The 15,254-nt window shown below is 73.7% G+C and carries 7 protein-coding genes; 5 read left to right on the forward strand and 2 right to left on the reverse strand.

All coding sequences use genetic code 11. The features are described from left to right. The first annotated feature begins 137 nt into the window (after positions 1-137). The 3 genes from RVR_RS32120 to RVR_RS32130 all read left to right on the forward strand — a co-directional run bounded on the left by RVR_RS32120 (position 138) and on the right by RVR_RS32130 (position 2,143). A complete protein-coding gene (locus tag RVR_RS32120; protein ID WP_202237404.1) occupies positions 138-1,004 on the forward strand; it encodes a helix-turn-helix domain-containing protein in 867 nt (288 codons plus the stop codon). Then, positions 1,001-1,249: a DUF397 domain-containing protein gene (locus tag RVR_RS32125; RefSeq protein WP_202237406.1), complete on the forward strand. Its 249-nt coding sequence runs from the start codon at positions 1,001-1,003 to the stop codon at positions 1,247-1,249. The genes RVR_RS32120 and RVR_RS32125 overlap by 4 nt, the downstream gene beginning before the upstream one ends. Before the next feature lie 66 nt (positions 1,250-1,315). Further along, entirely contained in the window at positions 1,316-2,143 is an 828-nt protein-coding gene (locus RVR_RS32130; RefSeq protein WP_237405087.1) for an SAM-dependent methyltransferase, read from the forward strand. Between the two features lie 174 nt (positions 2,144-2,317). On the opposite strand, the gene RVR_RS32135 is transcribed toward RVR_RS32130, so the two are convergent. Further along, entirely contained in the window at positions 2,318-3,940 is a 1,623-nt protein-coding gene (locus RVR_RS32135; RefSeq protein WP_202237417.1) for a S53 family peptidase, read from the reverse strand. A 300-nt stretch (positions 3,941-4,240) separates the two neighbouring features. Beyond that, complete coding sequence (locus RVR_RS32140) at positions 4,241-7,099, reverse strand: helix-turn-helix transcriptional regulator (RefSeq protein ID WP_237405088.1); 2,859 nt, start codon at positions 7,097-7,099, stop codon at positions 4,241-4,243. Between the two features lie 503 nt (positions 7,100-7,602). Between RVR_RS32140 and RVR_RS32145 the strand changes: the two genes are divergently transcribed. Together RVR_RS32145 and RVR_RS32150 are read left to right on the forward strand one after the other, a co-directional pair. Continuing rightward, positions 7,603-11,154 carry a choice-of-anchor D domain-containing protein gene (locus RVR_RS32145; RefSeq protein WP_237405089.1) on the forward strand — a complete coding sequence of 1,184 codons (3,552 nt, stop codon included), beginning with the start codon at positions 7,603-7,605 and terminating at the stop codon, positions 11,152-11,154. Between the two features lie 401 nt (positions 11,155-11,555). Further along, on the forward strand, positions 11,556-15,185 hold the full coding sequence (locus RVR_RS32150) for a glycoside hydrolase family 3 C-terminal domain-containing protein (protein ID WP_202237421.1): 3,630 nt from the start codon (positions 11,556-11,558) through the stop codon (positions 15,183-15,185). Positions 15,186-15,254 lie beyond the last annotated feature (69 nt).

The following is a 15,254-nucleotide window of genomic DNA, read 5'->3' on the forward strand; positions in this document are numbered from 1 at the left end:
CGCGTGCGTCCAATCACTCCGCAAGGGGCAATGTGCATGATGCAGGGTGCTCGATGCCCGGACGCGTGGCACACTGCGGGAACGGTCGGCACTCGCCGGCGGGGCCGGTGCACGTTCGAAGAGGAAGGCGCATCGCGGTGAGTGAACGGCGGGCTGCTCCCACGGTGTTGCAGATCTCGCTCGGCCGCAGGCTGCGGGACCTGCGCGAGGTCGCCGGGCTGTCGGCGGCGCAGGCCGGCGAGCGCATCAGGGTCGCGCAGTCCACCGTCACCCGGCTGGAGGGTGCGAGGACGTCGCTCAACTACACCACCGTCAAGGCGCTGCTGGAGCTGTACGGCGTGACCGGGTCCGAGGCCCGGGACTTCCTGACACTGGTCGACAAGGCCAACGAGTCCGGCTGGTGGCAGGGTTACAGCGACGTGCTGCCCGGCCGGTTCGGCGTCTACGTCAGCCTGGAGAGCGCCGCCTCCCAGATCCGCAGCTACGAACCGCAGGTGGTGCCCGGGCTGCTGCAGACCCCGGCCTACTGCGAGGCGGTCATCCGGCTCGGCTTCCCGCGCGAGTCCGACGAGTCGGTGCGCCGCCGGGTCGCGCTGCGGCTCCAGCGGCAGAACGTGCTGAACCGCCCGGACGGCGCGCCGTTCCTGTGGGCGGTCGTCGACGAGACCGCGGTCCGGCGGCCGGCCGGCAGCCGCGCGGTGATGGCCGAGCAGATCGAGCGGCTGATGCAGACCGCGGACCTGCCGAACGTGGCACTCCAGGTGCACCCGTTCGCGGCCGGCCTGCACCGGGGCGCGTTCGGGCCGTTCACGCTCTTCCGCTTCCCGATCCCGGACTTCCCCGACATCGCGTGCGTCGACAGCCTGCGGGGCACCGCGTACCGGGACGAGAGCGCCGAAGTCGAGCTGTACCGCTCGACGTTCGAGCACCTGATGACCGGAGCACTGGCACGGCGACGCACCAAGGGCTTCCTGGAGGCCCTGCGCAAGGAGTACCTGCGATGAACCCGACACACGTCGACCACGCCCCCGCCGCGCTGGGGGCCGATGGCTGGGTCCGCCCGTGGAGCGGCACCAACGGCGAGGCATGCGTGGAGGTCAAGGTGCTGACCGGCCGCCGGGTCGCGGTCCGCCAGTCGACCGACCCGAACGGTCCGGCGCTGATCTTCCCGGCGGAGGCGGTGGCGGAGTTCGTGGCCGCGGCCAAGGAGGGCGGCGCGGACTTCCTGGTCCGCGCCGACGTGCCCTGACCCACGGCCCCCCCGACCGCCCCGACTTCCCCCTCGTCCGTACCGACACCCATCCGGGAGACAGCAGTGAACGATCCGGCGACCGGCGCCAGCACCGCGGACGACGCGGAGAACGTACCGAGTTCGGCCCGTATGTACGACTACATCCTCGGCGGCAAGGACAACTACGAGATCGACCGGGAGCGGGTGGACGCGGCCGAGCGCGCCTACCCGGGCATCAAGGAGGCGGCCCGGATCAACCGGATGCTGCTGCTGCGGATGGCCCGCTACTTCGGCGAGCTGACGGACGTCGACCAGTTCATCGACGTGGGCACGGGCATCCCGACCGAGCCCAACTACCACCAGGTCATCCGGGCGGCCCGGCCCGAGGCCCGCATCCTGTGCACGGACTTCAGCAAGACGGTGCTGCGCTACACCGAGAGCCTCGCCGAGCAGGACCCCGAGGGCCGGATCTCCTACGTGCACGCCGACGTCCGGGAGCCGGAGAGGATCCTCCAGGCGGCCCGCGCCCACCTGGACCTGAGCCGGCCGGTCGCCATGACGATGGTGGCGCTGCTGCACTTCATATCCGACGAGTTCGACCCGCACGGGATCGTCAGGACGCTCACCGACGCGCTGGCGCCGGGGAGTTACCTCGCCATCAGCCAGGTCACCGGCGACTTCGACTCCGAGGGGGGCGAAGGGGTGGTCAAGGTCTACCGCGCCGGCGGCACCCCGGCGCAGGTGCGCTCGCACGCGGAGGTGGCGCGGTTCTTCGACGGCTTCGACCTCGTGGAGCCCGGACTGGTCGTCGCGCCCCGCTGGCACCCGGAGCTCGCGGTGCCGATGCCCTGGCCGGAGCCGGCCGGCCACGACCGCACCCCGGTGTACGCGGCCATCGGCCGCAAGCCGTAGCCGCGCATCCGCTCGGCCCCGTAGCCCCGTAGCCCCGTAGCCCCGTGGCCACCTGGGCCCGTGGCCCCGTAGCCACCTGGGCCTGTGGGCCGGGGGCCCGCCCCGCGCGCACCGGCCCGGACGGGATCACCCCGTCCGGGCCGGTGCGCGGTCACGGCCCGAGGGGCCGTCGGATCACTGGTTCAGCAGCGTGGTGGAGAGGGTGCCCGCGTTGTACGAACCCCAGCCCGTCACGAAGTCCCAGCCCTTGGCGGCGGAGTAGGCGCCGTTGCTGCCGCTGGTGATGTCGTGGAAGCCGCTGCCGGCCGCCGCGTAGAGCGCCGGGTTGGCGAAGCCGAGCTTGGCCTTGCCGGCCGCCGTGGCCTGCTGGTTGTAGAGCGCCGCGAACGCCGCCCACTCGGGCGCGGCCGTGCTGGTGCCGCCGACCTGGCCCCAGCTTCCCTGCGAGTAGATGGACACACCCGGGCTCGGGTTGGCCAGCGCCGAGACGTCCGGCACCTGGCGCTTGCCGCCGCCCGCGCTCTGCTGGACCGAGGTCTGCCAGCTCGGGATGGCGAACTTGGTGGACACGCCACCGCCGCCGCCGGACCAGGCGGTCTCCTTGCTCCAGGCGTTGGCGGAGGTGACCGTCAGCGTGGTGCCGCCGACGCCGGTGACGTAGGGGTCGCTCGCCGGGTAGTCGACCGACTTGCCGCCGGTGCCCGCGTCGTCGGAGCCGTCGTCGCCGGAGGCCGCGAAGAAGCCCAGGCCCTCGGCCGCACCCTGCTTGAAGACGGCGTCCACGGCGTTGATGTTGGAGGCGGTGCGCTGCGACTCGGCGGCGCCCCAGCTGATCGAGGTGACGGGGATGCCGCTGTCCACGATCGCCTGGTAGGTGTCGACCTCGCCCGCGTCGGAGTTCGGGCCCTCGAAGACGGTGACGTTGGCGGCCGGGGCCACCGCGTTCAGCACCTCGATGTCGAGTTCGACCTCGACCTGCCCGCCGCCCAGCGAGCCGGAGCCGCCGTCCACCTTGCTGACGGTGGGCGCGGTCGAGCTGAGGCCGTAGTAGCTGTCGTACTTGGTGATGTTGGCCTGCTGGAAGCCGTCGAACTCCAGCAGCGCGACCTTCTGGCCGCTGCCGGTGGCGCCGGAGACGTTGTAACCGCCCTTGATCTGCGCGGGGGTGTAGCCGCCGCCCGGGCCGGCGTGCGGGGTCACCGACGCGGCCTGGTGGTGCAGCAGCGCGCGGTTGTTGAGGCCGGAGACGTCGCCGACGATCGAGGCGATCGACAAGGGCACCGACGGCGCGGCGGTGTTGGCGTAGAAGGTGCGGCCGGTGGAGCCGTCCTGGTAGTTCGCCAGCGTGGTGCCGAACGCCTTCTGAAGCTGGGCGGCGGTGCCGGTCGCGTCGACCAGCAGGTTGCCGGAGTGCACCTTGCCGACCTTCAGGCCCTGGGCGCGCAGGTAGTCGGTGACCTTCTTGACGTCGGCGTCGCTGCGGCCGTACTGCGCGGCGAACTGGGCCTTGGTCAGGTAGTGGCCGTAGGACGACGAGTGGGGGTCGCTGACCTTGGCGATGAAGGTGTCGAGCGCCGCCTCGTTCCGGGTGGTGAGGCTCACGGCCACGGATATCTGCTTTCCGGCCGCGACGTCGCCGGTGCGCACCGCGTGCGAGGACAGGCCCGGCACGACGTCGCCGGACAGGGAGGTACGGGCCGAGTCCGCTTGCGGGGCGGCGGCGTACGCGGCCGGGACGGCCGCTGCCAGCAGCGCCGGCGTCGCGGCGGCGACCAGCAGTTTCAGACGGAGCGTCACGAAGATCCTCCAGGAGGGGGGATGGTGCCCGGATCGGGACGACCACCACGCTAGGTGCGGCTGGGACGCGCGCATAAGCGTGGGAACCCTTGCGACGACTGTGAACGATGTGTTTCCCGTGGCGGAAGTGAGGAATCGGTGAATGCCGCGTGCCGGCGGTGTGCGGGCGGCCGCGGGCGCGCGTGGGGGCGGCGGCCGGGCGCCGCCGCGCCGGGCCGCGTGGGACCACCAGGCCGGAGCGGGTGCGGCGGGCAGGCGCACCCGGGGCGCGGTGCCAAGCGGAGCGACCCGCGGCGGCGCCTACTGCGGCCGCGCCGCCGTGGACGCCATCACATGGGCCAGTTCCGTCCTGGACCGGACGCCGAACTTCCGGTAAAGCCGCGACAGCGTGCCTTCGACCGTCTTGACGCTGATGAACAGCTCCGCGGCCACCTCGCGGTTCGTGGCGCCGCCGCGGACGAGTTCGGCGACCCGCGTCTCGGCCGGCGTCAGGCTCACCCCGCTCGCCGCGCCGCGCGCCACCGCGCCCACCCGGGCGAGTTCGTCCCCGGCGCGCGCGGCCAGTGGCACCGCGCCGGTGCGCTCCGCCCACTCCAGCGCCTCGGTGAGCGCCGCCCGGGCCGCGGTCCGGTGCCGGGCCCTGCGCTCCACCGCGCCCAGCGCGGTCAGCGTCCGGACCAGCTCCACCGGCAGCTCCAGCCGGCGCAGCCGCTGCGCCGACGAACGCAGGCGCACCGCCCCCTCCTTGGCGTGCCCGGTGGCGGCCGCCAGCAGCCCCTCGGTGCGCTCCAGCGACGCCAGCACGCTGCCGGGCACCGGTCCGGTCACGCACGCGCGTGCCTGCCCGAGCACCGTCGCGGCCGCGTCGGTCTCACCCGCGGTCACCAGGGCCTCGGCGAGGTCGGCGTGCCAGCACAGCAGCGGCGGGTCCGCGGCGCCCATCGCCGCGCCGATCTCCAGCGCCCGGCGCAGCGGCTCGACGGCCCGGGCGGCGCGCCGGCGGTCGCCCGCGAAGAGTTCGGCCTGCCCGAGCGCCGCGAGGGCGCGCAGCAGGAAGAGCTGGTCGCCGTCGGCCTCGGAGGCGGCCACGGCCTCCCTCGCGAGCCGGCACGCGTCCTGCGTGTCGCCGCCGAACGTCGCGGCGAGCGCCGCCGCGTAGAGCGCCGGCGCCGACACCAGCCCGGCCTCGGCGACCACCCGGGCGCAGTGCTCCGCGGTGCGCAGCGCCTCCCGGCACTCGCCGGCCCGCACCTGGACCCGGGTGAGGGCGACCAGCGACGCCACGTCCTGCTCCACGTCGGCCGCGCCGCCGGTGGCGTCCAGCAGCGCGAGCACCTGCTCCCGCGCGGAGGCGACCCGGTCGGAGTCGAGGGTCAGGATCGCCCGCATCCGCTGGATGCCCCAGCTACGCGGCCCGTGGTCGGCGCGGGCCAGCGCCTGGTCCAACGCGGCCTCGGCGGCGGCCGGTTCGCCGGTCAGCGCGCGCACCCGGGCCAGGGTGGACAGCGCGTCGACCTCGGTGCCGGTGTCGCCGACGGCCGCGGCGCGGCCGGCCGCGAGCAGCGCGTGCTCGGCCGCCTGCGCCAACTCGCCGCACAGCAGCCCGCGCAGGGCGGCCCAGTCGTAGAGCTTCGCCTCCAGAGCCCGGTCCCCGGCCGCCTCCCGCAACCCGTCGGTGATCAGCGGGCCCTTGGCGCGCAGCGCCTGGCCGGCGTTGCGCAGCAGCACCAGCCGGGCCGCGACCCGCCCGGGCGCCGACGCGGAGGTGTCCAGGACGCTCTGCGCGATCCGTTCGGACTCCTCGCGGTGGCCGGCGTCGCACGCGAACCCGGCCGCGGCCAGCAGGCGCCGGTCGTGCGCCTCGACGCGGTCGGCGGGGGTCCGGCCGGCGGCGAGCGCGGCCAGTTCGGCGGCGGTGGCGGCGTCGCCGCGCTCCCGCGCGGTGCGCGCGGCGGCCATCACCCCGCGGGCGGTGGCCTCGTCCTCCTGCGGGTGGGCCAGCGCCAGGTGGCGTGCGGCGTCCACGGGATCGCCGACCGTGCCGGCCAGCAGCGCGTGGGCGCGGCGCCGGGCGGGCCCCGAGGCGTCCGCGCACAGCGCGGCCGGCAGCAGCGGGTGGCAGAAGCGCACCGTGCCGGACGCGTCGCAGGACACCGCCCCGCACCGCTCCGCCGCGTCGAGCGCCGCCGCGGTGGCGTCGGTGCCGGCCGCCGACCGCAGCAGGGCGAGGGTGGGCCGGGCGGCCGACGCGGCGAGCAGCAGGACGGAGCGGTCCGGCTCGGGCAGCGCGCGGACCCGGTCGAGAACCAGCGCGCGCAGCTCAGGTGGCACCGGCAGGTGGCCGTCGGACACCGGGGGACCGCCCGCTCGCAGCGCGTCGCGGCCCAACGCCAATGCGTACAGCGGGTTTCCGGCGGCGGCGTGCAGCACCCCGCGCAGCGCGGACGGCGGGAGGGTCACCCCCGCGGCGAGCAGCAGCAGCGTGACGTCGTCGTCGTCCAGCGGGGGCACGGGGACCTGGGCGGCCCCGGCCGGGCAGCAGCGGGCGCGGGCCGGCGGTCCGTCCCCGGCCACCCGCTCGGTCGCGGCGATCCGCACGTCGGCGCCGTCCAGCCGCCGCGCGGCGAACGCCAGCACCTCCGTGCTCGGCGCGTCCAGCCACTGCAGGCCGTCCACCACCAGCACGACCGGTGCCCGCGCGGCGAGCAGCCGCAGCGCCTCCAGGACGGCCAGCCGCACCGCGAGCCCGCCGTACGGACCGACCGGGCCGTGGCCGCGCAGCAGGGCGGTGCGCAGCGCGGTGCGCGGCCCGGACGGCAGGGCCCGCACCACGTCCTCCGGTACCCGGGCGAAGAGGTCGATCACGCCCAGGTAGGGCAGGGCGGTGTCCGCGGGGGCGGGGGAGCAGCGCAGGACGGTGGCGCCGGCGTCGGCGGCACGCGCGGCGAGCGCGTCGAGCACCACCGACTTGCCGATCCCGGCCGGGCCGTGCAGCAGCAACCCGCCGTCCAGCCCGAGGCGTTGCCACCCCTCCTCCAGCAGCGCCTCGCGTCCGGTCGGTGCGGCGCGGGGGCGCCGCACCGGGCCGCCGCCGGTGCGGGCGGGCAGGGCCGGGCACGGGCGGTAGGCCGGCGGGGCGCCTGCGGCTTCGTGTGCCACGGTGCGAACTGACCTCCTCGTCCGGGACCGCGGACACGCCCTGGGAGCACGGTCTCGATTGGTGTCCATGACAATCACTGCGATGCCGCCTGTCAATGGCGCGAACCGCTCCGGCCTGGCTGTTTTCACGTGAACGTGACGCCGGGCAAGCGGGCGAAACGCTCCCGGCACGCCGTCGGCACGCCGCCGCCGCGCACCCCGCCGACCGCGGTGCCGCGGACGGGAGTTGCTCAAATGATCACACTCAATCTTGCAAGTAAAAGTCGAGATTCAACGAAAACAGATCTGGATATTGCGGCGATGTGTCGGAGGGGTTACGGTCCCCTGCGTCGCCACCGAACTGCGGTGGCGCGCGGGCGTCTTTCCCCCCTGCCCACCCCCTCGTCCCAGCTCGTTCACGCCCCCGGCCCCCACCCGGCAGTGCTCGCGCCGTGGTGTGCCGGTCCGGCTGCACGTGTCGAAAGGAACAAGACGTGTTCAGACGGTTGCGAAGTCTCAGACGCGTGGTCGCGGTCGGAGGCACCACCGCGGTGCTCGCCGCGGGCGGCGTGCTCGGTCTCGCCTTCCAGCCCGCGGTCGCGGCCACGGCGGCCGCCGCCACCGGCGGCAGTGGCGCGAACCTCCCCTACACCGAGGTGCAGGCGGAGAACTCCGCCACCAACGGCACCGTGATCGGCCCGAGTTACGCCGCGGGCAACCTCGCCGACGAGGCGTCGCAGCGCAAGGCGGTGACGCTCCAGGGCTCCGGGAAGTACGTCACCTTCACCACGCCGGTGGCGACGAACTCCATCGACTTCCGCTACAGCATCCCCGACACCGCGAGCGGTTCGGTGTACACCGCGCCGCTGTCGCTGTACGTCAACGGCACGAAGCAGCCGGACTTCACGCTGACGAACGCCTACTCCTGGTACTACGGCAGCTACCCGTTCACCAACTCGCCGGGCACCAACCAGCACCACTTCTACGACGAGGCGCACCGGCTGTTCGGCCAGACCTACCCGGCCGGTACGACCTTCAAGTTCCAGGTCGACGCCGGCGACACCGCCTCCTCCTACACCCTGGACTTCGCCGACTTCGAGCAGGTCGGCGCCGCGCTCCCGCAGCCGGCCGGCTCCGTCTCGGTGACCAGCACGGGCGCCGACTCCAGCGGCGCGGCCGACTCCACAGCCGCGTTCAACGCCGCGATCGCCGCGGCCGGTTCGGGCGGCACCGTGTGGATCCCGTCGGGCACGTACAAGATCCCGGGCCACATCAGCGTCAACAACGTCACCATCGCGGGCGCGGGCATGTGGTACTCCACCGTCACCGGTGCCGCCCCCGGCTTCTACGGCACCTACGGGACCGGCGGGGCGCCGAGCACGAACGTCCACCTGAAGGACTTCGCGATCTTCGGCGACGTGCAGGAGCGGGACGACAACGCGCAGGTGAACGGGATCGGCGGCGCGATGAGCAACTCGTCGGTCGCGGACGTCTGGATCGACCACATGAAGGTCGGGGCCTGGATGGACGGCCCGATGGACAAGCTGACCTTCAGCGGGATGCGCATCCGCGACACCACCGCCGACGGCATCAACTTCCACGGCGGGGTGACCAACTCGACCGTGACCGGCAGCGACATCCGCAACACCGGTGACGACGGCATCGCCACCTGGGCGGACTCCGCGCTCGGCGCCGACGCGAACGACACGATCTCGAACAACACCGTCCAGTTCCAGACGCTGGCCAACGGCATCGCGATCTACGGCGGCCACGACAACACCGTCACCGGCAACCTGGTCCAGGACACCGGACTCGCCCAGGGCGGCGGCATCCACGTCGGCCAGCGCTTCACCTCCACGCCGGTCGGCACCACCACGATCAGCAACAACACCATGATCCGCGACGGCAGCCTCGACCCGAACTGGCAGTTCGGCGTGGGCGCGCTGTGGTTCGACGGCAGCCAGGGCGCCATCACCGGCCCGATCAACGTCTCCAACGCCCTGATCGAGCAGAGCCCGTACGAGGCCGTGCAGTGGGTCGAGGGCACGGTGAGCGGGGTCAACCTCAGCAACGTGACCATCGCCGGCACCGGCACCTTCGCGCTCCAGGAGCAGACCGGCGGCGCCGCGAAGTTCACGAACGTCACCGCCACCGGCGTCGGCGCCCCCTCGCCGGTCTACAGCTGCGAGGGCGGCAACTTCGCGGTCACCGACGGCGGCGGCAACTCCGGCATCGACGGCACCCCTGTCTGCGGCCCGTGGCCGACCCCGGTCTTCCCGCCGTACCCGCCGTCCGGCGTCACCGCCAGCCCCAGCGCGCTGTCCTTCGGTTCGGTCGCCAACGGCGCCACCAGCGCCGCGCAGAGCGTGACCGTCTCCAACCCGACCGGCGCGGCCGCGGCGGTCTCCTCGATCGCCGCCTCCGGCGACTTCGCGCAGACCAACACCTGCGGCAGCTCCATCGCCGCGAACGGCTCGTGCACGGTCAGTGTCAAGTTCAGCCCGACCGCGACCGGTGCCCGCACCGGAACGCTGACCGTCGCCGCCGGCGGTGTCACCAACACCGTCACCCTGACCGGCACCGGCACCGCGCCCGGCCCGGTGCTCGGCGCCACTCCGGGCGGTCTGTCCTTCGCGGGCACGGTCGTCGGCTCCACCACCGCCGCCCAGGCCGTCACCGTCACCAACTCCGGCACCACCGCCGCGACGGTCTCGGGCGTCACGGCCACCGGCGACTTCGCGCAGACCAACAACTGCGCCACCGTCGCCGTGGGCGCGTCCTGCACCGTCAACGTCACGTTCAAGCCGACCACGGGCGGCGCCCGCACCGGCACCCTGAGCGTGGCCAGCAACGCCAACAACAGCCCGACCACCGTCGCCCTGACCGGCACCGGCATCGACTCCACCACCAACATCGCGGCCGGCCGTCCCGCCACCGCGAGCAGCAGCAACGCCCCGTACGTCGCGGGGAACGTCACCGACGCCGACGCGTCCACCTACTGGGAGTCGGTCGCCGACTCCTTCCCGCAGTGGGCCCAGGTCGACCTCGGTGCGAACTACGGCGTCAACAAGGTCGTCCTCAAGCTCCCGCCGGCCACCGCGTGGGCGGCCCGCAGCGAGACCCTGTCCGTGCAGGGCTCCACGGACGGCTCCACCTTCTCCACGCTGGCCGCCTCGGCCGCGCACACCTTCGACCCCGCCACCGGCAACACGGTGACGATCACCTTCAACTCCGCCACCGCGCGCTACGTCCGGGTCAACGTCACCGCCAACACCGGGTGGAGCGCGGCGCAGCTCTCCGACCTGGAGGTCTTCCCCAGCGGCAGCGGCGGCACCACCCCGCCCGCCTCGGCGACCCTGGCGGCCAGCCCGGTCTCGCTGAGCTTCGGCAGCGTGGCCCCGGGCATCAGCAGCAGCCCGCAGACCGTCACCCTCACCAACGGCGGCTCCGCGGCGGCGTCGGTCTCCTCGATCGCCGTCTCCGGTGACTTCGCGCAGACCAACACCTGCGGCAGCTCCATCGCCGCCGGCGCCAACTGCACCGTGAGCGTCACCTTCAAGCCGACCACGACCGGCGCCCGCACCGGCACCCTCACGGTGACCGGCAGCGCGTCCAACAGCCCGACCACGGTCCCGCTGTCCGGCACCGGGACCGGCACGGTGAGCGCCAACCTGGCGCTGCACAAGACGGCCACCGAGTCCAGCCACACCGACGTGTACCCGGCGTCCAACGTGACGGACGGCAGCCAGGACACCTACTGGGAGAGCGCCAACAACGCCTTCCCGCAGTGGGTCCAGGTGGACCTCGGTTCGGCGCAGAGCGCCAGCCGGGTGGTGCTCCAGCTCCCGGCCTCCTGGGCCGCCCGCAGCCAGACGGTCTCGCTGACCGCGAGCACCGACGGCTCCACCTTCACCACCCTGAAGGCGTCGGCGAGCTACAGCTTCACGCCGACCTCGTCCAACACCGTCACCCTCTCGTTCCCCGCGACCAGCCAGCGCTACTTCCGGCTGAACTTCACGGCGAACACCGGCTGGCCGGCCGGCCAGCTCTCGGAGTTCCAGGTCTGGAACATCTGATCCCGAACCGGGTCCGGACCACCTGACCCGGACCCCCACCGGCGGTGCCGCCGGGCGAACCCGCCCGGCGGCACCGCCGCACGCTCGTGGCCCGCCCGCCCCCCGCCCGCCCCTGGCCGTATGACCCGGGCCCCGGCCGGCCGCGGTGATCGACTTCGCCGATCCGTCGCAGACGCTTGACGCGGCCGAACCCCTGCCCGCATCTTGGAGAGCGCTCTCCGAACTCCCCCACCCGCCTCGGAACCCCCCCACTCCACGGTTGACGGGACGGCGTTCGGCGCGTCGGGCCGCCTTCCGCGCCCCCTCGCGCCGCCGCGCCCCGGCCCGCCCACCGAGCCACCCGCCAACCGGCCGAGCGGCACGGCACCGCCGAAGCGGAACAGGCAACTGAAGGGAACGCAATGAGGCTCCTCCCGCTCCCGCGGCCACCGGAACCCGATCACGGCAGGTCGAGACGGCCGCGCCGCCGGCTGCTCCCGCGCCAGCGCTCCGCCCACCGACAGCCCCTGCGCCACAGGCCGTTCCGCCGGCCGCCGCACCGCAGCCCCACCGCCCGCGCGCTGGTCGTGGTGATGGCCCTGCTCGGCCTGTCACTGGCCGGCGCCGGCGTGTTCACCTCGGCCCAGGCGGCCGGCAGCGGTGCCTTCGGCGGCACCCCGGCGGCCGTCCCCGGCACGGTCGAGGCCGCCAACTACGACACCGGCGGCGAGGGCGTCGCCTACCACGTGCTGTCCGCGAACGGCAGCGCCAACGGCTACCGCACCGACGGGGTGGACCTGGAGGCCACCCAGGACACGCAGGGCACCAGCGCGGCCGGCGGTGCCTACGACATGGGTTGGACCACGCCGGGCCAGTGGTTCCGGTACACCGTGGACGTCGCCACCGCCGGGAACTACACGATCGGGTTCCGGCTGGCCTCGCCGTACGGGATCACCGACGCGCTGCACGTCGCCGACGCCTCCGGCGCCGACCTGACCGGCAAGGTCGCCGCTCCGAACACCGGCGACTACGAGACCTGGACCACCGTCACCGCCGACGTCACCCTGCCGGCCGGCCGGCAGACGCTCACCGTCGACCAGGACACCAACGGGTGGAACTTCCACGCCATGACCTTCGCCCAGGGCGGCGACGGCGGGACCACCGGTGGGGGCACGGGTGGCACGGGTGGCACGGGTGGCTCGGGGGGGACCGGCGGCACCGGCCCCACCACCTACTGCGGCACCGACGACCTCGCCCTGGACCAGCCGACCACGGCCTCCTCGACGCAGGACGCGACGGCCTACCCGGCGACCGGCGCCACCGACGGCAACCCCGGCACCCGGTGGTCCAGCGGTGCCGCCGACCCGCAGTGGCTGGAGGTCGACCTCGGCTCCGCGCAGCAGATCTGCGGCGCGGACCTGCTCTGGGAGGCCGCGTACGCCTCCGCCTACCAGGTCCAGGTCTCCGGCAACGGCACCGACTGGACCTCGGTCTACTCCACGACGTCCGGGGACGGCGGCACCGACGCGCTGACCTTCGCCACGACCTCCCGCTACATCCGGGTCTACGCCACGGCGCGCGCCACGCAGTTCGGCGACTCGATCTTCGAGTTCGACGTCTACGGCCTGACCACCACCCCGCCGGTCACCGGCGGCAACGGCAACGGCGGCAACGGGACCTGCCCGTGGGTCGGCTCCACCGCGCCGGTCGCCGATCGGGTGCAGCAGGTGCTCACCACCATGAACCGGGCCGAGGAGGTCACGCTGCTGTCCGGCGACGGCAGTTCGTCGTACATCGGCCAGGTCGGGGGCATCCCGAACCTGTGCATCCCGGCGCTGAACCTGGAGGACGGCCCGTCCGGGGTCGGTGACGGGAACGGCGGCGTCACGGCCTTCCCCGACGGCGAGAACGCCGCCGCGACCTGGGACCCGGCGCTGATCCAGCAGGAGGGCGCGGCCAAGGGCGCCGAGTTCGCCGGCAAGGGCGCGAACGTCGCGCTCGGCCCGACGACGAACCTGGTGCGCGACCCGCGCTGGGGCCGGACCTACGAGACGTACGGCGAGGACCCGTACCTGGCGGGCCAGATCACCTCGGCGGAGGTCCGGGGCCTGCAGAGCCAGGGCGTGATGGCCGAGGTCAAGCACGCCGCCGCCTACGACCAGGAGCAGTACCCCAACGGCGGGAACAACGAGACGGTCAGCCAGAAGGCGCTCGAAGAGCTGTACCTGGCGCCCTTCCAGGCCGCCGCCGAGCAGTCCGCGCCGGGCTCGATGATGTGCTCGTACGCCGTGGTCAACGGCGCGCCCTCCTGCGCGAGCGCGCAGATGCTCCAGCGCGGGCTCGACCAGCAGGCCGACTACGGCGGCTTCATCGTCTCCGACTGGGGAGCCGCGGGCAACGCCGTCGCGGACGCCCAGGGCGGCATGGACGTGGCGATGCCGTTCTCCGACGCGAGCGACGTCTCCGCCGCCCTCGCGGCCGGGACGCTGAAGCAGGCGACCGTGAACGCCGTGGTGGCCCGCATCCTGACCCAGATGTTCGCCTTCGGCCTGTTCGACAACGCGCCGAGCGGGTCGCTCTCCGCCACCGTCACCACGCAGGCGCACCAGCAGACCGCGCTGAAGCTCGGTGAGGAGGGCACCGTGCTGCTGAAGAACAACGGCCTGCTGCCGCTCAACCCGAACATGACCGGGTCCGTCGCGGTCATCGGCACCGACGGCGGCGCCGCGGTCGAACTCGCCGGCGGCGGCAGCGGCGGGGTCACCAGCGCCAACACCGTCTGGCCGCTGACCGGCGTCCAGAACGCGGTGGGCCCGAACGTCAAGGTCACCTACACCGCCGGTGACGACAACGGGACCGCCAACATCCCGCAGGCCGTCGACGCGGCCAGGGCCGCCACCGACGCGATCGTCTACGTCAGCGCCCCGGAGGGCGAGGAGAGCGACCTGGCCACCCTCGACCTGTCCAGCGCGGACGAGACGATGATCAACGACGTGGCGGCGGTGAACCCGAACACCGTCGTGGTGATCAACAGCGGCTCGCCGGTGGTCATGCCGTGGCTGAACAAGGTCGCGGGCGTGTTCGAGAACTGGTACGGCGGAGGGGGGACCGGCGCCGCCACGGCCGCGCTGATCTTCGGTACCGCCAACCCCTCGGGCAAGCTGCCGGTCACCTTCCCGAGCAGCCTGGGACAGGTCCCGGCGCAGACCACCGCGCAGTGGCCGGGCACCCCGACCGGGCCGGTCTACAGCGAGGGCGTGGACATCGGCTACCGGTGGTACCAGTCGCAGAACATCACGCCCGCCTTCCCGTTCGGCTTCGGCCTGTCGTACACGAAGTTCTCCTTCTCCGACCTGAGCGTGGGGGGCTTCGGCGCCGACGGCACGGCCACGGCGACCGCGAAGATCACCAACACCGGGTCGGTGGCGGGCGCGGACGTGGCCCAGTTGTACGTGGGCGACCCGGCCGCGAGCCAGGACCCGCCGGAGCAACTGGCGGGCTTCCAGCGGGTCTCGCTGGACCCGGGGCAGAGCGCCACGGTCACCTTCCCGCTCACCGTCCACGACCTGGCGTCATGGTCGGCGGCGGACAACCAGTGGGAGGCGGCCGCGGGCACGTACACGATCAAGGTCGGGGACTCGTCCGCCAGCCTGCCGCTGTCCGGCTCGACCAGCCTGGCGCACACGCTGACCGGGCAGGTCGCCGCGGGCGCCTCGGCCGCCGGCGTGTCGCTGGCCAACACCGCCGTCAGTGCGAACGTCACCCCCAACTCGGGTGTGGCGGGTGCCGAGACGGTCGGCGTGGTCAACCCGCACGGCTACAGCAGCCCGAAGGGCAAGGCGGTGTCGTTCACCGTGCAGGGGGTCGACTCCGACACCTCGCAGCCGCCCACCTTCACCGCGACCGGGCTGCCGCCCGGCGTCGGCATCGCGTCGAACGGCGCCGTCTCCGGCTCCGGCACCACCGCCGGGACCTACACGGTGACCGTGACGGCCAAGGACCCGAGAGGAGCGTCCGGTTCGGCCACCTTCGTGTGGTCCGTCACCCAGTGATCCAGCGCCACCGCGCCGCCGTGCGGGCCGGGGCCTCCACCCCCGGTCCGCACGGCACCCGATCCAGTA

Source organism: Streptomyces sp. SN-593 (assembly GCF_016756395.1).
In the GTDB taxonomy this organism is placed as follows: Bacteria; Actinomycetota; Actinomycetes; order Streptomycetales; family Streptomycetaceae; genus Actinacidiphila; species Actinacidiphila reveromycinica.